General features: G+C 64.9%; 16 protein-coding genes. 9 read left to right on the top strand and 7 right to left on the bottom strand.

Features of this window, described 5'->3' with window-relative positions; genetic code table 11:
- The first annotated feature begins 50 nt into the window (after window positions 1–50).
- Window positions 51–749 (top strand): EAL domain-containing protein, encoded by a 699-nt coding sequence (locus PSV05_RS05355; RefSeq protein ID WP_300063147.1) that lies wholly within the window; start codon window positions 51–53, stop codon window positions 747–749.
- A gap of 413 nt (window positions 750–1162) precedes the next feature.
- Window positions 1163–2791, top strand: coding sequence for an NAD(P)/FAD-dependent oxidoreductase (locus PSV05_RS05350; RefSeq protein ID WP_300062600.1), 1629 nt, complete (start codon window positions 1163–1165; stop codon window positions 2789–2791).
- Between the two features lie 196 nt (window positions 2792–2987).
- Here PSV05_RS05350 and PSV05_RS05345 read toward each other — a convergent pair whose 3' ends face one another.
- Entirely contained in the window at window positions 2988–4475 is a 1488-nt protein-coding gene (locus PSV05_RS05345; RefSeq protein WP_300062598.1) for an AAA family ATPase, read from the bottom strand.
- A gap of 70 nt (window positions 4476–4545) precedes the next feature.
- Between PSV05_RS05345 and glnE the strand changes: the two genes are divergently transcribed.
- Window positions 4546–7320, top strand: a complete 2775-nt coding sequence (glnE, locus tag PSV05_RS05340; RefSeq protein ID WP_300062595.1) for a bifunctional [glutamate--ammonia ligase]-adenylyl-L-tyrosine phosphorylase/[glutamate--ammonia-ligase] adenylyltransferase — start codon at window positions 4546–4548, stop codon at window positions 7318–7320.
- A gap of 9 nt (window positions 7321–7329) precedes the next feature.
- Here the strand turns inward: glnE and PSV05_RS05335 are convergent, their stop codons facing one another.
- The gene (locus tag PSV05_RS05335; RefSeq protein WP_300062592.1) at window positions 7330–8283 is read right to left on the bottom strand and encodes a mitochondrial fission ELM1 family protein; all 954 of its coding nucleotides are present in this window, start codon (window positions 8281–8283) and stop codon (window positions 7330–7332) included.
- 135 nt (window positions 8284–8418) lie between these two features.
- Here PSV05_RS05335 and PSV05_RS05330 point away from each other — a divergent pair, with 135 nt between their 5' ends.
- From PSV05_RS05330 to PSV05_RS05310, 5 genes are all read left to right on the top strand, one after another.
- Window positions 8419–9006 (top strand): malonic semialdehyde reductase, encoded by a 588-nt coding sequence (locus tag PSV05_RS05330; protein WP_300062589.1) that lies wholly within the window; start codon window positions 8419–8421, stop codon window positions 9004–9006.
- Window positions 9007–9010: 4 nt separating this feature from the next.
- On the top strand, window positions 9011–9718 hold the full coding sequence (locus tag PSV05_RS05325) for a pirin family protein (RefSeq protein WP_300062586.1): 708 nt from the start codon (window positions 9011–9013) through the stop codon (window positions 9716–9718).
- A 69-nt stretch (window positions 9719–9787) separates the two neighbouring features.
- A complete protein-coding gene (locus tag PSV05_RS05320; RefSeq protein ID WP_300062583.1) occupies window positions 9788–9991 on the top strand; it encodes a zinc-finger domain-containing protein in 204 nt (67 codons plus the stop codon).
- Window positions 9992–10006: 15 nt separating this feature from the next.
- Complete coding sequence (locus PSV05_RS05315) at window positions 10007–11128, top strand: glycosyltransferase family 4 protein (RefSeq protein WP_300062580.1); 1122 nt, start codon at window positions 10007–10009, stop codon at window positions 11126–11128.
- Window positions 11125–12432, top strand: coding sequence for an O-antigen ligase (locus PSV05_RS05310; RefSeq protein ID WP_300062578.1), 1308 nt, complete (start codon window positions 11125–11127; stop codon window positions 12430–12432). The genes PSV05_RS05315 and PSV05_RS05310 overlap by 4 nt, the downstream gene beginning before the upstream one ends.
- Here the strand turns inward: PSV05_RS05310 and PSV05_RS05305 are convergent.
- Together PSV05_RS05305 and lpxL are read right to left on the bottom strand one after the other, a co-directional pair.
- On the bottom strand, window positions 12429–13364 hold the full coding sequence (locus tag PSV05_RS05305) for a glycosyltransferase family 9 protein (protein ID WP_300062576.1): 936 nt from the start codon (window positions 13362–13364) through the stop codon (window positions 12429–12431). The genes PSV05_RS05310 and PSV05_RS05305 overlap by 4 nt on opposite strands.
- Before the next feature lie 5 nt (window positions 13365–13369).
- A complete protein-coding gene (gene lpxL, locus PSV05_RS05300; protein WP_300062574.1) occupies window positions 13370–14287 on the bottom strand; it encodes an LpxL/LpxP family Kdo(2)-lipid IV(A) lauroyl/palmitoleoyl acyltransferase in 918 nt (305 codons plus the stop codon).
- A gap of 82 nt (window positions 14288–14369) precedes the next feature.
- Between lpxL and waaA the strand changes: the two genes are divergently transcribed.
- A complete protein-coding gene (gene waaA / locus PSV05_RS05295; protein ID WP_300062571.1) occupies window positions 14370–15662 on the top strand; it encodes a lipid IV(A) 3-deoxy-D-manno-octulosonic acid transferase in 1293 nt (430 codons plus the stop codon).
- Window positions 15663–15683: 21 nt separating this feature from the next.
- Here waaA and PSV05_RS05290 read toward each other — a convergent pair whose 3' ends face one another.
- The 3 genes from PSV05_RS05290 to PSV05_RS05280 all read right to left on the bottom strand — a co-directional run bounded on the left by PSV05_RS05290 (window position 15684) and on the right by PSV05_RS05280 (window position 18616).
- Window positions 15684–17099 (bottom strand): TolC family outer membrane protein, encoded by a 1416-nt coding sequence (locus tag PSV05_RS05290; protein ID WP_300062568.1) that lies wholly within the window; start codon window positions 17097–17099, stop codon window positions 15684–15686.
- A 55-nt stretch (window positions 17100–17154) separates the two neighbouring features.
- Window positions 17155–17811, bottom strand: a complete 657-nt coding sequence (locus PSV05_RS05285) for a protein-L-isoaspartate O-methyltransferase (protein ID WP_300062565.1) — start codon at window positions 17809–17811, stop codon at window positions 17155–17157.
- A 145-nt stretch (window positions 17812–17956) separates the two neighbouring features.
- The gene (locus tag PSV05_RS05280) at window positions 17957–18616 is read right to left on the bottom strand and encodes a TetR/AcrR family transcriptional regulator (protein WP_300062562.1); all 660 of its coding nucleotides are present in this window, start codon (window positions 18614–18616) and stop codon (window positions 17957–17959) included.
- Window positions 18617–18665 lie beyond the last annotated feature (49 nt).

The following is an 18665-nucleotide window of genomic DNA, read 5'->3' as shown; positions in this document are numbered from 1 at the left end:
ACCCTTGCGGGAACTGCGCTGGGGACAAGCTGCTGGACTTCGAGGTCCGCATGGCGTTCCAGCCTATCGTGGACGCCAGTACGCGCACCGTGTACGCCTACGAGGCGCTGGTGCGAGGCAGCAATGGCGAAGGCGCAGGCGCGGTCATCGCGCGAGTGCGACCGGAGCAGTTGTACCGTTTCGACCAGACCTGCCGGGTAAAAGCCATCTCCACTGCAGCCGCCCTGGGCATGCAGGCACGGCTGTCGATCAACTTCGCGCCGAACGCCGTGTACGAGCCCGCGACCTGCATCCGCCTCACCCTGGCAGCGGCGGAACGCTGCAATTTCGATGCACGCATGCTGATCTTCGAAGTGACCGAGTCCGAGCGCATCACCGATATTCCCAGGGTCGTGCGCATCATCAAAGATTATCAGGGTCGCGGTTTCCTCACCGCGATCGACGATTTTGGTGCCGGCTATGCAGGCCTCAACCTGCTTGCCGAATTCCAGCCGGACATTGTCAAGCTCGACATGGCCTTGATCCGCAATATCGACCAGGATCCGGTGCGCCGCGCGATCACCAGTGGCATCGTGGCGACCTGCCACCAGCTGGGGTGCGAGGTGCTGGGCGAAGGCGTGGAGACCGCAGCGGAGTATCGGGTGCTGCGCGACATGGGGGTCAACCTGTTCCAGGGCTATCTGTTTGCGAAGCCGGGGCTGGAGACGTTGCCTGCCGTTTCCACGGAAGTGTGGGACTTGCTGGAATAGGCGAGGCTAGGCGTCCGCGAAATCGCTCCCATGTAGTCTAGGCATCAACCAGCTGGGCTGGCATCCCGCATGTTCATGTGCGCCGAAACGCAGTGCCGGAATGTGCTTCGAATGGCCGCCGTGTATCTGGTCGCGCGGGTGTCGAGCATGCTTCTGCCGATGTTCGACGCGCCGGTGGGTTCCGCGAGCGGACGTCATTGGGCTGGCGCTGAGGTTCCTTCGGGTATCGGCCTTGTTCGGGAATTCGAAGTTCCGTGCGAGGGGCTGAAGTGCGACACCAGCCGATTACATCGCCGACATCGGCTTGGCCATGGCGTACCACAGCCTTGGCGAGCACGATAAATCCGATGCCCGCCGCTTCCGTTTTGCCGGCAACGCATGGATCATCGGGGTTTGCCTTCGCGACCCCGACAATGTCCCAGCACGACGACGTCCTGATTATTGGCGGTGGCCACAACGGCCTGGTCTGCGCAGCTTACCTGGCTGGCGCGGGCCTGAAGGTGCGGGTGCTGGAACGGCGCCACATCGTCGGTGGCGCGGCGGTGACCGAGGAGTTCCATCCCGGTTTCAGAAACTCATTGGCCAGCTACACGGTCAGCCTGCTCAACCCGAAGGTGATCGCTGACCTGCGCCTGGCTGAGCACGGCCTGCGCGTGGTCGAGCGATCGTATGCCAACTTCCTGCCGCTGCCGGACGGGCGTAGCTTCCGTCTCGGCGGTGAACACACGCAATCCGAAGTGGCGAAGTGGTCGTCGCGCGATGCGCAGCGGCTACCCGAGTACTACGCGATGCTTGATCGCATCGTGGTGGTGCTGCGAGAACTCATCCAGCGCACGCCGCCGAACATCAGCGACCGCTTCGTGCTGGCCGACTGGATCGCGTCGGCGTCGGCAGCGAAGCAGGTGAAATCGCTGGACATGCGTGGGCGCCGCGACCTGCTGGATCTGTTCACCAAGTCCGCCGGCGAGCTGCTCGACAGTTGGTTCGAGGGCGAACCGCTGAAGGCCGCGCTGGGTTGGGATTCGGTGGTCGGCAATTTCGCGAGTCCGTATACGCCGGGCAGTGCGTACGTGCTGCTGCATCACGTGTTTGGCGAGGTCAACGGCAAGGCCGGCGCGTGGGGCCACGCGATTGGCGGCATGGGTGCGATCACCCAAGCCATGCGCAAGGAATGCGAGGCGCGTGGCGTGGTGATCGAGACCGATGCCGAAGTCACAAAGCTCATCGTCGAAGGCAACAAAGCTGTGGGTGTGGCGCTGACCGATGGTCGCGAACTGCGCGCCGCCACCATCGCCAGCAACCTCAATCCGAAACTGCTGTACACCAAGCTTGTCGAGCGTTCGCAATTGGACGAAGACACCGCGCAGCGGATCGAACGCTACCGCTGTGGCTCCGGCACCTTCCGCATGAACGTGGCGCTTTCCGAGCTGCCGGACTTCACCGCGATGCCCGGCACCCAACAGCAGCCGCACCACCAGAGCGGCATCCTGATCGGCCCATCGCTGCACTATTTCGAGCAGGCCTACTTCGATGCCAAATCGAAGGAACACAACGCCGGATGGGCGCGCCAGCCCATTGTCGAACTGGTGATTTCCTCGACGCTGGATGACACCCTCGCACCGCCCGGCCAGCACGTCGCCAGCATGTTCTGCCAGCAGGTGAATCCCGACATGCCTGATAAAGGCGGCGACGGCGGCTGGGATGCGCATCGCGACACCGTGGCCAAACTCATGATCGATACCGTCGATGCGTATGCGCCGAACTTCGCGAGCAGCGTGCTGGGTTATGAAGCGCTATCACCGTTGGATCTGGAACGTCGCATCGGCCTGGTCGGCGGCGACATCTTCCATGGCGCACTCGGTCTCGATCAGATGTTCAGTGCACGTCCCTTGCTCGGCCAAGGCAATTATCGCGGCGCATTCAAGCAGCTCTACCTGTGTGGTTCCGGTACGCATCCGGGCGGTGGCGTGACCGGGCTGCCGGGGCGCAATGCTGCACGCGAAATCCTCAAGGACCTGCGCAAGGGGCCACGTCCGGATTGAGGCGTCGCCGACGCATTCGCCAGGTCATGATTAGTGGACTGCGGAGTGCACTTTTGCAGTGCAGCGTGCAATCACCATAACGGTTCCTTCACAGTTGCCCCGCGTCCCGACGTGGGGGAGGGAGCAGGCCCGCTACCGGTGAAAACCGGTGCGGGCTTTTTAATGGGCGAATGGTTTGTTTGTGCAACGCATGTTCTCAGCCGGCCGGTACCGTGCGTGACTGCGCCCAAGTGCGCAGTGCCTGCACCTGTTCGGCCATCAACACCGACAACGGACGGGTGTCGCGTATGGACTGGATCAGGGCGTGGGTGTCGATGCCGGTGCGTGCGGCATGGGTGGCATACAGTGCGCTGACGATGACCTGTTCGATCTCCGCGCCGGAAAAACCGTCCGCTGCCGCGGCCAATGCCGACAGGTCGATGTCCTCGCGCGGTAGTTTCCTGCGATCCAGGTGCAGCGCGAAGATCTCCGCGCGCGTGGCCGGATCAGGCAGGTCGACAAAGAAAATCTCGTCGAAGCGACCCTTGCGCAGGAGTTCCGGCGGCAGGTCGTGCACCTGGTTGGCGGTGGCAACCAGGAACACGTGTGATTTGCGCTCGGCCATCCAGGTCAGCAGGTAGCCCAGCACCCGCCGCGACAGGCCGCCGTCGCCCTCGCCGCTACTGGGAGCGAGTCCTTTCTCGATCTCGTCGATCCACAATACGCACGGCGCCAGCTGCTCGGTCGACGCTAGTGCGTCACGCAGGTTGCGTTCGGTTTCGCCGTGGTATTTGTCGTACAGGGTGCCGAAATCCAGCCGTACCAGCGGCACCCCGAAGCCTCCGGCCACCGCCTTGGCCAGCAGCGACTTGCCGCAGCCCTGCACGCCCAGCAGCAGCACGCCCTTCGGTGGTTCCAGGCCGGCAGGTGGCGGATCCAGCACGAAGGCGTCGCGGCGTTGCTCGATCCAGCGCTTGAGCCGGGCCGCGCCACCCACGTCAGAGAATCGAGCGGTGTCATATTCGTAATGCAGGTGCCCGCTGCGGTTGAGCATCTCGAACTTCAGCCGCGCCAGTTCCGGAAGGTCGTCGGCGCCCAGTACGCCATCGCGATAGATCAAATGCCGGGCAATACGGCGGGCATCGGTCAGGCTCATGCCCTGCAGGTTGCGCACGATCTGCTTGACCGCAGCGGCGTCGGCCTCGACCCGGCGACCGCCATTTTCGGTGGTATAGGCGCGGGCCTCGTCCTGGACCAGCTTGAGCAGCGCATTGGCATCCGGCAGGCGCAGGTTGAAGCGCACCGCAAAGGGTTCCAGCGCTTCCGGCACGACCACCTTGGTGCCGATCAGCACCAACACATGCGGCTGGCTGCCGCGGCGCTGGATGATGTCGCGCAGCAGCCGCTGCGAACTGGCATACCCCAGGTATGGATGCGCATCCAGCAGCAGGTACGTGCCGCGCTGGCTGGCCTGGCGGATTTCTTCCAGCGTGGCGCTCAAGTCGGGCGCGACCTCGCTCTCGTCCTCGCGGTCGAAGTCCATCCGCCGCAGGCCCTCGGTGATCGACCAGCGGTACAGCGCCCGCCAGGCATGCATCAGGGTCAGCCGGAACAGCTCGATTACCCGCGCTTCGTCGGGTGTCTCGATGACCAGTAACGGGGTGTCGGCGCGGATCAGCGCCACCAAGTCTTGCAGTTCGCTCATGTGGCGCACGATAGCGAGCGTATCGCGATGCCACAACGGATAGCTTTGAGGTAGTGCAACAATCGGCGGCATGGACGCGCTTGAATCCCTTGTCGAACGCAGGCTGGCGCAGTTGCCCGCGGATGCCGCGTGGCGGGCGGACGCTGATTTCATGCGCCAGTTGCGCGCGCTGGCGCTGGCCAGTGATTTCGCGCTAGCAACCCTGGCCAGCCAGCCTGCGCTGGTCGAACGACTGCAGGCCGATGACGGCGCGGCATCGATCGAACCACCAGAGCTCACGCCGGACAATCGGGCCGAGTGGCCGCGCCTGCTGCGCCGCTACCGGCATGCGGAATCCACCCGCCTGGTGTGGCGTGATGTCATCGTTGGCGATCCGGTTGGAACGATCCTGACTGGCAGCACAGAGCTCGCCGAGACCTGCCTGCGGATCGGGCTGGACGCGTTGGAAGCCGATTTCGCGCAGCGTTCCGGCGTGGTGCGCGCGGCCGATGGATCGGTGCAGCGTCTGATCGTGTTCGGCCTTGGCAAGCTCGGCGGCGGCGAGTTGAATTTCAGTTCCGATGTCGATCTGGTCTATGCCTACGAGCTCGATGGCGAATCCGATGGCGCGCGCGCGCTGGCCGCTTCGGATTATTTCGCGCGGCTCGGCCAGCAGCTGGCGAAGTTGCTTGACCAAGTCACTGCCGAAGGCTTCTGCCATCGCGTCGACCTGCGCCTGCGTCCGTTCGGCAATGCCGGCCGGGTAGCGCTGTCGTTCGCGGGGATGGAGCAGTATTTCCAGCGTGAGGGTCGTGACTGGGAACGCTATGCCTGGCAGAAAGCGCGGCCAGTGGCCGGCGACATCGAGGCTGGCGAGCAACTGCTGCGCAGCCTGCGTCCGTTTGTATACCGGCGTTACCTGGATTTCGGCGCGCTCGATGGCCTGCGCACGATGAAGGCGGCGATCGCCACCGAAGTCGCGCGCAAGGAACTGGCCGGCGACATCAAGCGCGGGCCGGGCGGCATCCGCGAGATCGAATTCCTCGCGCAGGCGTTGCAGCTGATCCACGGCGGTCGCGAGGCCGCATTGCGCCAGCGCAGTCTGTTGCCGGTGCTGGAGGCGCTGGTTGAACTGGAGTACATGGACGCCGCGACCAGCGAAGAACTCACCCAGGCCTATCGCTTCCTGCGCATGCTCGAGAACCGCCTGCAGATGCTCGCTGATGCGCAGACGCATGCATTGCCGGAAGACGCGCTGCAACGCGAGCGCATCGCCCGCGGACTTGGCTATGCCGATTGGTCGGCATTGCTGGTTGATGTCGTGGCGTGGCGGTCGCGGGTATCGGCCGAGTTCGCCGCCTTGCTTGCGCCGCGGGAACTGGTCAAGGGTGATAGCGACCTGTCGTTGTACTGGCGCGCGCTGCCCGACGATGCCGATGCTGGCGCATTGCAGATCGCCGGCTATCACGCTTTCGAAGCGCTGCATCGCAGTCTGGCGGATTTCGCCAGGTCGCCTGGCGTGCGCGAACTGTCGGACAGCGCGCGGGTGCGGCTGGACCGGGTGCTGCCGGCACTGCTGCAATTGGCATCGAACTCAGCGCAGCCCGATGCGGTGCTGCGACGCCTGCTGCCATTGCTCAATACCATCCTGCGTCGTGCCAGTTATTTGGCCCTTCTCGACGAACAGACGCCAGCACTGCAGCGCCTGGTGGATGCACTGGCGCGCAGCGCATTGCTGGCCGAGCGCCTGGGTGCGCATCCGCTGTTGCTGGATGAGTTGCTCGACCGGCGCATGTCCGGCGACTTGCCCGATCGCGAAGCGATGCAGGCTGAATGCAGGGCCGCCCTGCGCGATGGGGATGTGGAAGCGTCCCTGCACGCCTTGAACGAAGTCCGTCATGCGCTGAGTTTTCGGCTGGCATTGGCTCTGCTCGACGAGCGTTGCACGGCGCAGGAATGCGCATCGCGGTTGGCCTGGCTGGCCGATGCGGTGGTGGCATCGGTGCTGCGCCTCGTACTGGCGGAAATGCATGCGGCGCACGGCGAAGTTGCCGGTGCACGTTTCGCGGTGCTCGGCTATGGCAGCGTGGGCGGCGAGGAACTCGGCTTCGGCTCCGACCTCGACCTGGTATTCCTGTACGACGCACCTGAAGGTGCACAGTCCGATGGCGCACGTCCGCTGGATGCGCCGCGCTGGTTCGCCCGTCTGGGCCAGAAACTGGTCTCGCTGCTCGGCACCGGCACCGGCGCGGGTCGCCTGTTCGAAGTCGACATGCGCCTGCGCCCGGATGGCAATACAGGCCTGTTGGTGTCGACCCTCGCGAGTTTTTCCGAATACCAGCGCGTGCGGGCATGGACCTGGGAACACCAGGCATTGGTGCGCGTGCGCGGCGTCGGCGGCGATCCCGGTCTGATCGCTGCGGCTGATGGCGTGCGTGTCGAGGTGCTGGGACGCACGCGCAATACGACGCAGCTGATCGAAGACGTATCGTCGATGCGTCGCAAGATGCGCGCAGAGCTCGACCGTAGTGATGCCGCGATCTTCGACCTCAAGCAGGGTGAGGGCGGCTTGGTCGATCTTGAATTCTTGCTGCAGTTCCTCGTGTTGCGCGATGCCGGGTCGCATCCCGAACTGCTTGAATCCCGTGCGACGCCGACACTGCTGGATGCCGCACTTGCCGCAGGCAGCATTTCGGACAGCGTGCATGCGCAGTTGCAGGCTGCACATGCAACGCTGCTGGACGCGGGCCTGCGCTGCACCCTGGATCGGCGCCCACGCCGCGTGCCGCGGCAAGCGTCCATCGATGAGGCGCGACAGGCAGTGACGGATGCGGTGCGCGCGCAGGGCCTGCGTTTCGACAGCTAGTGCGGCAGATCAGCTTGGCAGGTTGAGATGGCGCCGGATCGCTGCGGCGATGCGTACGGTTTCGCGCAACGGCTCGACATCGAACGTGTCCATCGCAGTGTCCTGACCGAGCGCGCGAATGCGGCCGCGTTCGAGCAATGTGTCGAGGAAGCGACGCGGTCGTCCCATGACAGCCTGCGGCTTCCATGCGAACACAGGCACAAGCGTCGCCGCGGCTTCGCTGAGCATATTGACCGAATCTGGCGTGCACACGATGCGGTCGGCGTGGCCCAGCAATCCTGCATACGCGTTGGTGCCGTCGTGTTCGTCACGCCAGCGAATGCCCGGAAGATCTTGTGGAACACGACCCATTGCCTCGCGCCATGATGCTGGCGTGCGTCGCGATGCGATCACGCTGAAGCTGCCGCCATCGGCTTGCGTTAGCTCGGACAACATCTGCAACAAAGACTGGAATCCGACATCGTCCAGCGCGGCATGCCGGCTCGGGCCACCGACCAGCAATGCAGTATGTGGCGAAGGCAACTTTTCCAGCGGCTGGAACTCCCTGCGCGCCTGCGCCAGCCACAGGTCATCGACCGGATGCAGGCTGCCCAGCATCGTGACCACATTGTCCCCACGCAGGCCGTCGTGTTCTGGCGCGACCACCACGTCCCAATGGCGTGGATCGATGCGCGGATCAAGGATCTGCACTACTTTGCTGCCAGCCGCACGCAGCAGGCGTGTGGCCAATGCCGCCTGGCGACCGCAGCCGATGGCGAGCTCGGGCGGATCTTCGCAATCTGCACGGAACCCGGGGCCGAAAGGTGCGGACAGCAACGGCCACTTACGCGGAGCAAACCAGCGCGCGAGCTGTCCGGGGACGAGCGGCCATTCGCCGGCATCGACATCCAACGCACGCGCAAGTGCCAGCGCTTGCCGTGCATTACCGGCCCGGCCATCGTGCAGGGCATAAGTCATCGTCATGGCGACGCCCCTCCTGATCCGCTCTGCAGCAGCACGGGTTGTTGCACAGATGAGACCGATCCGTTCCGGTGGGGTGACTTCGGTTTCATCGGCGGAACTCTACACTGTGGGTTGCCGCCAATATTCGAGGTTGTGATGTCCAAGGTTTTGACCGATCCCGCGCTTGACCAGCTGTTCCGCACCGCACGCACCTACAACGCCTTCGGTGGCGAGGTCAGCGACGATACCCTGCACCAGCTCTATGACTTGCTGAAGTTTGGCCCGACTGCAGCCAACTCGACCCCGGCGCGTTTCGTGTTCGTGAAGACGCCGGAAGGCAAGCAGTTGCTTGAACCGGCACTGGACCCAGGCAACCACGACAAGACGATGGCTGCGCCGGTCACGGTGATTGTCGGCTTCGACGAGGATTTCCACGAGAAGCTGCCTGTGCTATTCCCGCACGTGGATGCCAAGGCGTGGTTCGACGGGCCGCGCGAAAACAGGCAAGTCCCGGCGTTTCGCAATGGAAGCCTGCAGGGCGCCTATCTGATCCTCGCCGCGCGTGCGTTGGGCTTGGACTGCGGACCGATGTCCGGGTTTGATAATGCGAAGGTGGATGCCGCGTTCTTCGCGGGCACGGCCATCAAGTCCAACTTCCTGGTCAACCTGGGGATTGGCGATCCCACGAGCATCTTCCCGCGGTCGCCGCGTCTTGGCTTCGACGAAGCCTGCCGAATTCTTTGACGCCATGATCATTGAACGCCCCGCTGCCGAGCGCGGCTCCGTCGACCTGGGCTGGCTGCAAAGCCGGCACACGTTTTCGTTCGGGCACTACCACGACCCGGCGTGGATGGGTTTCGGCCCGCTTCGCGTGGTCAACGACGACATCGTGGCTCCCGGTGGCGGCTTCGCGCCGCATCGGCACGCCAACATGGAAATCATCAGTGTGGTGCTGGACGGCGCACTGGCGCACAAGGACAGCAGCGGCAATGCCGGGGTGATCCGCGCCGGCGACGTGCAGTGGATGAGCGCCGGCCACGGCATCGAGCACAGCGAGTACAACGACTCCGCTGCGCAGCCGGTGCATTTCCTGCAGCTGTGGATCCAGCCCGACCGGCTGAATGCCGAACCCGCTTATAGGCAGCGTCATTTCGATCCAGACGCGCGCCGCGCACGCTGGGCAGTATTGGCCTCACCCGATGGCGACGAGGACTCGCTGACGATCCGCCAGCAGGCTTGGCTGCGCGCGAGCCGGCTGCATGCGGATGATGGGGTGACGACGACGTTGGATCCGGCGCGTCGCTACTGGCTGCATGTGGCCACGGGCGAGGTGCAACTAGGCGAACGCGTGTTGCAGGCCGGCGATGCGCTGGGGTTTGTCGACGAAACCGGCGTGATTGATGTACAGGGTGTGGGTGGTATCAGCGACATGCTGCTGTTCGACCTGCCGGCCTGAGTCATGGACGGGGGTCGGATGGCCGGCCCCGGCTGGTAAACTGCGCCGATCCCGCATCGATGCATCGCCATGGCCGAATCCGCCCACACAGCCAGCTCGCCCGCCAATGCCCAGCAATGCTATGAGGTGCGCCGCAGCGACTTGCCGCTGAGCTGCCCGATGCCTTCGATGGCGCTGTGGAATTCGCATCCGCGGGTATATCTGGCGATCGAGAACGAAGGCGGGCAGAGCCAGTGCCCGTATTGCAGCGCGACTTACGTGCTGGTGGACTGACTGCGCTGCGACGCAATGCGCCGCCTGACTGTCGTGCAATTGTTGCCGGCGCTGGATGCCGGTGGCGTCGAGCGTTCGACCCTGGAAATCGCTGAAGCCCTGGTCAGCAATGGTCATCGCGCCATCGTGGTGTCGAATGGCGGGCGCATGCTGCCGCAACTTCAGGCCATCGGTGCGGAGCACGTTGCGCTCGCTATCGGCCGCAAATCGCCGTGGACATTCCGCCATGTACCGGCCTTGCGGCGGCTGTTCGCCGAGATCGATGCGGACATCGTGCATGCGCGTTCACGGCTGCCGGCCTGGTTGGCCTGGCGTGCGTTGCAGGGCATGCGTGGCCCGCGTCCCCGCTTCGTCACTACCGCGCACGGATTGAATTCGCCTTCGCGTTACAGCGCGATCATGGCCCGCGGCGAGCGCGTGATCTGCGTCTCGAACGTGGCGCGCGAATATCTGTTGCAGCACTACCCGCGCACCGATCCGCAGCGCCTGCGGGTGATTCCACGTGGCATCGATCCCGCCCGCTTTCCGCGCGTGGAGAGCGGGCAGGAACCGGATCGCGCATTGCGCGCGCGCTTGTCGATGCAGCATTCGCAATTGGGCGGCAATGGCCCGCTATTGCTCATGCCCGGACGCGGCACCCGCCTGAAGGGGCATGCCGACGCATTGGATCTGTTGGGCGCGTTGCGTGCCGACGGCATGGATGCGCGGCTGTGGATGCCGGGTGCGCTGGATCCCGCGCGCGCGGCCTATATCGATGAACTGCAGGCGCGTGCGCAGGCTGCAGGCATCGCGGATGCGCTGGCGATCACCGCGCCAACCGATGCAATTGCCGAAGCCTATGCGGCCTCCGACCTGGTGCTGCAGCTGTCGCGCAAGCCGGAGGCGTTCGGGCGCACGGTCATTGAGGCGCTCGCGGTGGGCCGGCCGGTACTTGGGTGGGCGTACGGCGGGGTCGGTGAGTTGCTCGCGCAATTGCAGCCCGAGGGAGCGGTCGTGGCATTCGACATGGACGCGCTCAGGCAGCGCGCGCGCGCGTTGCTCGCACATCCACCAACGCCTGCGGCTACGATGCCGTACACCTTGCAGGCCATGCAGCGAGCCACGATGGATGTATACCGGGAGTTGAGCGAACGATGAGTGAGGCCGGCAACGCGCAAGTTGCAACCGGCTGGCGCTGGGCGCCGGCGTGGGTGCTGGCCTTCGTCGCACTGTGGCCTGCACCCGGCTATGCCGAAGCGATCCTGGCGCTTGGCGCGCTGGCCGGCATCGTGCGCCTGTTCCAGGCCCGTTTCCGTGGTGGCACCGCCTTGCTCAGCGAGCCGGCGTGGGCATTGACCACGGTGCTGTTCATTACCTACTGGTTGCCGGAGGCGATTTCCGCGGTCGATGCAGTCGACCATGCGCGCGCGTGGCGCGAGGTCCTGGTCGACCTGCGTTACTTGCCATTCCTGTGGATCGTGGCGTCTGCGGTCGCCAGCGAGGCCGGGCGCCGCCGCACCTTCGGCGGGTTGGCCATCATCATTGCGGTATGGACCGTCGATGGCCTGGTGGAAGCCATCACCAACACCAGTCCGTTGTTCTGGAGCATCGACCACATCAAGCAGCTGATCAGTGGCCATGGCATGTGCACGGCCGCCGAAGTGGCTGCGCTGGACCGGCTCAGCGGCGTATTGGGTCCGTGCAACCTCAAGCTCGGGATCGTGCTGGCCAGCCTGTCACCGTTCGCGCTGGATGCGGCTGGTCGGCGCTTCGGTCGGATCGGCTGGCTGCTGGCAGCGTCGATGGTCGGCTTGGTGATCCTGCTTGCGGGCGCTCGCGCAGCTTGGCTGACCTACGCGTTGGTATTGCTGTGGTCCGGTTGGCGACTACTGGGCTGGAAGCGTTTGCTGGGGGTGTTCGCGCTTGGAGCAGCCTTGCTGTTTGCCGCCGCGATGTTGTCGCCAACGGTCGCCGAGCGCCTGGACCGCAGTACCGCGGCCCTGACCGGGAATGCCGAGGGTGTGGACCATGCATTGTCCGGGCGCAGCCGGATCTGGTCGGCGGCGCTGTGCATGATCCGCGAGCATCCGATCAATGGGGTTGGCGCACGCGGCTTCCGCGACGCATTCGCGTCCTGCGATCAGGATGCGGGCGAAATCGCTGCCTGGGGTACCGGCCCCGCGCTGCATGCGCACCAAATCGTGCTTGAAGTGCTTAGCGAAACCGGGCTGATTGGCCTGCTGCTTTGGCTGGCTGGCGCAGCGATGGCATGGCGTGCGTGGCGTTACGCTGATCCTGCCGCGCGCGAGCAAGCGCGCCCCGCCATGCTGGCGCTGGCGGTGACGGTATTCCCGCTCAATACCCACCTGGCGGTGTACTCCACCTTCTGGGGCGGCGTAGTGCTGCTGCTGGCGGCGCTGTATGCCGGCAGCCTGCTAAACCGGGAAACGGCATCTGCCTAGGCCCGATCCAGCTGGCACTGGATGGCTTCAAACACGTGTTCGATGCCGATGCCTGCCACCACGGGGGCATCCAGGCAGACCGCGCCACGGGACTCGATCCCGGTGCTGATGCGCGCCGGGCTGGTGGTCTCGAAAAGCGCCACGGTGGGCGTGCCCAGGCAGGCGGCGAGATGGGTGGGACCACTATCGTTGCCGACCACGCAGGCTGCGCGTTGCAACACGCCGGCAAGTTCAGGCAGGGTCAGCACCTGTCCGTCACGCTTCAGCACGAAACCGTCGAATCCGGTCGCGATTCCAGGTTCCTCGATGCCCGGAATGCTCGCCACGATCAGGCCGCCGCGTACCAAACGCGATGCAAGGCCCGCATAGTGCGGCCAGCGTTTGTGCGGGTGGCGTGCAGAGGAGCCCGGCAACAGGACCACGAAGGGATGCTCAACCCCGGCTTGCGTCAACAAGGCGCCTGCATCGGTTGCGATCCAGCCTGGCGCTGGCTGTTCGCTCCAGTGCGGGGTGATGCCAGCCGCGCGCAGTTGCGTGGCATGCCGGGCCGGTACGCTGCATGCGACGGCACGCGGCAGTGCTTCGCTCGACCAGGTGGTTGAACCTGCCGACAGCCAACGCCGATAGAACCGCGAGCGCGGTGAGTTCTGCAGGTCGTAGGCGGCATCGAAATACCCTGCGTGAAGCCGCTGGCGCAATGCCAGCATGTGGTCGATCCGCCAGCGTGGGGCATTGTCATCGACCACTACCGTGTCCACCCACGGGCAACGCTGCAGGAGTGGCGCGAATCCCTTGCGGGTTAGCAGCGTGATATGGGCATCGCAATGATGTTCTCGGATATCGCGCAGGGCGCCATCGGCCAGGACGATGTCGCCGAACGCGCCCAGCTTCACTACCAGAACCCGTTCGGCCTGGTTTCTGCTGCTGCCCATCGTGGTCATGGGTAGCGCGACACGCCATCCGGTTGGCGCTTGAACCGGCGATGCAGCCACAGATACTGGCTGGGCGCTTCGCGCACCATCGCCTCGATCGCTGCGTTGACCAGCGTGGTGTCGGCGATTACGTCTTCGGTCGGGAACGGCGCTAGCGGCTCACCGATGCGCAATATGTAATCGGCACCTTCGCGCCGGTGGAAGAACGGCACCACCGCGCAACCGGCCAGCCGCGCGAACTGGTGAGTGGCAGTAATCGTCGCCGCTGGAATGCCGAAGAACGGCGCGAACACGGTGTCCTTGCCGCGCATGTCCTGGTCCGGCGCATACCAGAGCACGCCACCGCGCTTGAGGTGGCGGATTGCTGCGCGGGTATCGCCATTGCCGAACATCGCGCAGGCATAGCGCAGGCGCCCACGCATCACCGCCCATTCCATCACCGGACTGCGATAGCGGCGGTACATGCCGGCCAGTGGCACGTGGTCGCACAGCAGGCGCCCGCACAGTTCCAGGGTCATGAAGTGGCCGGAGACCAGCAGCACGCCGCGCCCCTTGGCCTGCAGGCCCTGCAGGATGTCTAGGCCTTCGATCCGCGCAGTGCGCCGCATCGGCGTGGCGCTGCCCCACCAGGCGCGGGCGAATTCAAACAGGCCGATACCGACATCGCGGAAATTGGCACGCAGCAAGGCCTCGCGCTGCGCGTGGCCGAGTTCCGGCAGGCACAGCGCCAAGTTGGTGCGAGCAGCCTCGCGTCGGCTGCGTGACAAGTGCAGGGCCAGCCAGCCGACCATCGCGCCCAGCCCGCGCTGCAGTGGCCACGGCAGCCGCGCCAGCGCCATGCACAGGCCCACGCCCAGCCAGATCGGCCAATGGCGTAGGCCACGCGGTGGTGGGGGCAGGGCTGCTGGAGTGGCTTCGGCCATGCGTCAGATTCTAACTGGCCATCCTGGCTGGCCAATCTAGCCGGCTATCCAATCGGCGATGCGGCTTGGTTATGCTGTCGCGATGCGGGCCGACTTTACCGAACGTGTCCTACGCGGCTTGTATTCAGCCGCGTTGTACGTGCTTGCGCCAATCACGGTCTACCACCTGATCTGGCGCGGGTTCCGCCAACACGCCTATTTCGAGCGCTGGAGCGAGCGATACGCCAGCTATCCGCCGGCCAAGGGGACTGCGCCGCTCTGGCTGCATGCGGTGTCGGTGGGTGAGGTCAATGCGGCATCGCCGTTGGTGAATCGCCTGTTGAGCGAGCATCCCGACCTGCGCCTGGTGGTGACCACGATTACCCCGACCGGCTCCGAACGCGTGCGGGCGTTGTGGGGCGATGCGGTCGTGCATGTCTACCTGCCGTACGACTTACCCGGCGCGGTGAGCCGTTTCCTCGACCATTTCCGTCCTGCGCTCGCACTGATCGTGGAAACCGAGTTGTGGCCGAACCTGCTGTTCGCCTGTCGCGATCGCGGGATTCCCACCCACATCCTCAATGCACGCCTGTCGGCGCGCTCCCTGCGCGGCTATCGCGTGCTTGCGCCGTTGATCCGGCGCGCCTTGCACAGCGTGCGCCTGGTCGCTGCGCAATCCAGCGAGGACGGCAAGCGTTTCGTACGACTGGGTGCGCAACCGTCAACCGTGGTGGTGACAGGGAACCTGAAATTCGACATGGCACCAGTAGATTTCGACGGCTTCGCCGCCGAATTCTTGAACGCGCGAGGGTGCGATGGCCCTGTCTGGATCGCGGCCAGCACCCACGAAGATGAAGAGGTCGCGGTGCTGGAGGCCCATCGGGCCTTGCTCAAACAGCACCCGGACGCCTTGATGCTGTGGGCACCGCGGCATCCCGAGCGCTTCCGCGCGACAGTCCTGCGCGCGCGCACGGCCGGCCTTAGGGTCGCTACCCGCAGCGAACAGCACTGGCCCTCCGCACATAGCCAAGTCTTCGTGATCGATACCTTGGGCGAACTCACCCGCTTCTATGCCTGCGCGCAGGTCGCCTTTGTCGGCGGCAGCCTGCAGTCGATCGGTGGCCACAATCTGCTGGAACCGGCGGCCACAGGCACCGCGATCCTCACTGGTCCGCACCTGCACAACTTCGTCGACATCGCCAAACGCCTGCGCGAGGCCGATGCGATGCGCGTGGTGGAAACAGCCAGCCAGCTTGCATCGAACCTGCAGGATTTGTTTGCAGATCAGGCTTCACGCACGCGGATGAGCGCAAATGCGCGCTGCTTGCTGGACCAGGGACGCGGCGCGCTGGAACGTACCATTACCCTGATCGAACCCGCCTTGCAGCAGGCCTGATCCTGCCCTCAGGACAGCCGGTCAGAGCGTGCTGATCGCCTTGGCCACCGATTCGTCGGTGGTCAGCAGGCGGTTGACGTCCTCAACGTCGGAGATCTCAAGCGTGCCTGCGGCTTGTTCCAGCAGCAGGCGGCTTTGCAGGAAGTTGTACTTGGACTGCGCGTAGGCTTGCTGCGCGGTAAACAGCGTGCGCTGGTTGTTGAGCACATCGAGCACAGTCCGCGTACCCACTTCCAGGCCGACCTGCGACGCCTCGTACGCGCTCTGCGCCGAGACCAGCGCCAGGCGGCGGGCTTCGACCTCGCTGATGCCAGCGACCAGGGTCTGGTAGGCGTTGCGGGTATTGCGTTCCAGGGCGCGGCGCTGCTGCTCCAGTTCATCGCGGGAGATATCACGCTGGGCCAGTGCCTGGCGGACCCGGGATTGGGTTGCGCCGCCACTGAAGATCGGCACGGACAGAGTCAGGCCCAGGTTGGGGCCGCGGCTTTCGCTGCCGGTCGGGCTGGTGTCGTTGTACGCGCCCGCGCTGAAGGTGCGGTCGCCCCAGTTGGCGCCCTTGCTGTAGCCGCCGGACAGGGTCAGGGTCGGCAAGTGCCCGGCGCGTGCGGTCTCGACGCTGATCTCGCTGGACCGCACCTGCTCCTGCTTGGCCTGCAACGCGGGATTTTGCGCGATGGCGGTTTTTACCCAGCCATCGATATCGCGCGATTCCGGCAACGCCGGCTGGAAGTCGTCAGGCAGGCCCTTCAGGTTGGCCACTGGCGCGCCAGTGATTTCCACCAGTGCCTGGTAGGCGTCCTGCACCGCATTGCGGGCAAGGATGGTATTAGCGCGAGCCCCGTCGTACTGGGCGCGCGCCTCGTACATGTCGGTGATCGGAGCAAGCCCGACTTCCAGCCGCTTGGAGGCGAAGTCGAATTGCTTCTTCAGCGCTGTTTCTGCGGCTTCGGCGGCCGCCAGTGTTTCCAGCTGGACCAGCACGTTGAAATAGGCCGCCGAGGTGCGGGTGATCAGCGACAGCCCGTCCGATTCCAGCTGGAACTCGCCAGCCTTGCGCAGGGCCAGCTGGCTCTTGAGCGTGGTCAGTCGTGAGAAGTCGAACAACACCTGGCTGCCACTGATGCCGATACTGCGCGAGGTGGAGGTGCTGGAGATGTTGCCGGTCACTGCCGGCAGCGTCGGGTCGGACTGGAAGGTCGAAGGACCATCGCTCTTGCTGCGGCGCAGGGTTGCGCTGCCATCGATCTGGGGCAGCAGGACCGCACGCGCCTGGACCGCGCCTTCGCGGGTAGCCAGCTGGCGCGATTCGGCGGCTGCGAATTGTGGATCGCTGTTGCGGGCGTTGTTGTAGCTCTGCAACAGGTCGTCGGCATGCGCAGCAGCAGGCAGCAGGGCTAGGGCGAGGGCGAGGGCGAAAGCAAGCGGTTGGCGCAGCATGGGCGGATCCTTGGGGCAAATTGCTGGAAGGTGGCTAGCTCTGGAAGGCAAATAACTAAAGGGTGAATTCCGGGCGCGGTGCGGCGCCGGCCAGATAGGGGAGGTCGGTCTCGAATAACGATTCAACGGTGGTTCCGTTGACACCATGACGCATCAGCACGGCATCCATCGCCGGCGAGCGGCCCTGCACGACGAACAGGCGGCCGCCTGGCTTGAGCCATTCCAGCCAGCGCGCGGGCAATTTGTCGACCGCGCCAGTGATGCAGATCGCGTCGAACTGGCGCGTGGTCTGCCATGCAAGCGCGTCCACATGCTCGATGCCAATGTTGGCAGTCATGCCCAGCGCCTGCAGGCGCGCACGCGCCGCGTCGGCAAGGTCGGCATGGCGTTCCAGGCTGACTACTTCGCGCGACAGGCGGGCCAGGCAGGCGGTCAGGTAACCGCTGCCGGTACCGATTTCGAGCACGCACTCGTCCGCGGCCGGCAGCAACGACTGCAGCGTGCGGCCTTCCAGGACAGGTTTCATCATCGCTTCGCCATGGCCAATCGGCAGTGCGGTGTCGGAATAAGCAAGTGCGCGCAGTGCCTCCGATACGAAGGCTTCGCGCGGGATCGATGCGATTGCATCGAGCACACGCAGGTCCAGCACGTCCCAGGGACGAACCTGCTGTTCGACCATGGTTTCGCGGGCCTTGGCGTAATCGATGCTCATCTTGGTGGAATCCCTTGCTTCATGCAGGTTGTATTAAACCGGCAATTCTAGCGGTGCGGCGTGGCGCTGCTGGTACTGACGGGTACAGTTTGACTGTGCTAGCACAGCGACACGCAGTGCCGGAAGTCATCGCGTGGCCCGCCGTTCAGCGAACGGCATAGGCGCGCAGGAACATCCCGACTACCGCGGTCACGTGTTCGTCGGCGCTGTCGGTGCGGCCGCTGCAGCAATAGCCGAATACGGCCTGCGCGTGCGGCTCGCCCTTGAGCAGGGTGAAAAAGTACGCCGACGCGCGTTGCGTGTCTTCGATCTCGAGTTCGCCCGCTTTGATCCGGCGTTCCAGCAAGGACGCGAAGGCTTGCTGCACGCGCTGCGGACCGGCTTCCCAGAACACCGTGGGCAATGCAGATGCAGTCACCTGCGGCGAACACAGGATGCGGTGGCCGGCGACTGCGTCGGGCGCCATCACCATCGTGAAAAATGCGCGGCCGATCACCTCGAGCCGTTGTTGCAGCGGTTTTTGTGCGTCTTCGTCGAACAGGCTGGTCGGCATGCCCTGTTCGCAATGCGCGCGCACCGCTTCGCCAAACAGGCTGTCCTTGTCGCCATAGTGGCTGTACACGGTCAGCTTGGAGACCCCGGCCTCGGACGCGATCTGGTCCATGCTCACCCGTTCATAGCCATGGACGATGAACAGGCGTTTCGCGGCATCGAGGATCGCAGCGCGCTTTTCCGGATCCTTGGGACGACCGGGCGCAGCTGGCTTGGACGGAATGATGGGCGTGGTTGCAGGGCGGCTGGACATACTGCTAATACTATACCAATCGGTTCTGTATTTACAGGAGCCACGCACC

Source organism: Thermomonas sp. (genome assembly GCF_029945965.1).
In the GTDB taxonomy this organism is placed as follows: domain Bacteria; phylum Pseudomonadota; class Gammaproteobacteria; order Xanthomonadales; family Xanthomonadaceae; genus Thermomonas.
This window is presented reverse-complemented; position numbering and strand designations above follow the sequence as displayed.

Bases quoted from the DNA above. Each gene is read 5' to 3' on its own strand.
- PSV05_RS05355 (WP_300063147.1), top strand. From the start codon at position 51: ATGGCGTTCCAGCCTATCGTGGACGCCAGTACGCGCACCGTGTACGCC.
- PSV05_RS05350 (WP_300062600.1), top strand. From the start codon at position 1,163: ATGTCCCAGCACGACGACGTCCTGATTATTGGCGGTGGCCACAACGGC.
- PSV05_RS05345 (WP_300062598.1), bottom strand. From the start codon at position 4,475: ATGAGCGAACTGCAAGACTTGGTGGCGCTGATCCGCGCCGACACCCCG.
- glnE (WP_300062595.1), top strand. From the start codon at position 4,546: ATGGACGCGCTTGAATCCCTTGTCGAACGCAGGCTGGCGCAGTTGCCC.
- PSV05_RS05335 (WP_300062592.1), bottom strand. From the start codon at position 8,283: ATGACGATGACTTATGCCCTGCACGATGGCCGGGCCGGTAATGCACGG.
- PSV05_RS05330 (WP_300062589.1), top strand. From the start codon at position 8,419: ATGTCCAAGGTTTTGACCGATCCCGCGCTTGACCAGCTGTTCCGCACC.
- PSV05_RS05325 (WP_300062586.1), top strand. From the start codon at position 9,011: ATGATCATTGAACGCCCCGCTGCCGAGCGCGGCTCCGTCGACCTGGGC.
- PSV05_RS05320 (WP_300062583.1), top strand. From the start codon at position 9,788: ATGGCCGAATCCGCCCACACAGCCAGCTCGCCCGCCAATGCCCAGCAA.
- PSV05_RS05315 (WP_300062580.1), top strand. From the start codon at position 10,007: ATGCGCCGCCTGACTGTCGTGCAATTGTTGCCGGCGCTGGATGCCGGT.
- PSV05_RS05310 (WP_300062578.1), top strand. From the start codon at position 11,125: ATGAGTGAGGCCGGCAACGCGCAAGTTGCAACCGGCTGGCGCTGGGCG.
- PSV05_RS05305 (WP_300062576.1), bottom strand. From the start codon at position 13,364: ATGGGCAGCAGCAGAAACCAGGCCGAACGGGTTCTGGTAGTGAAGCTG.
- lpxL (WP_300062574.1), bottom strand. From the start codon at position 14,287: ATGGCCGAAGCCACTCCAGCAGCCCTGCCCCCACCACCGCGTGGCCTA.
- waaA (WP_300062571.1), top strand. From the start codon at position 14,370: ATGCGGGCCGACTTTACCGAACGTGTCCTACGCGGCTTGTATTCAGCC.
- PSV05_RS05290 (WP_300062568.1), bottom strand. From the start codon at position 17,099: ATGCTGCGCCAACCGCTTGCTTTCGCCCTCGCCCTCGCCCTAGCCCTG.
- PSV05_RS05285 (WP_300062565.1), bottom strand. From the start codon at position 17,811: ATGAGCATCGATTACGCCAAGGCCCGCGAAACCATGGTCGAACAGCAG.
- PSV05_RS05280 (WP_300062562.1), bottom strand. From the start codon at position 18,616: ATGTCCAGCCGCCCTGCAACCACGCCCATCATTCCGTCCAAGCCAGCT.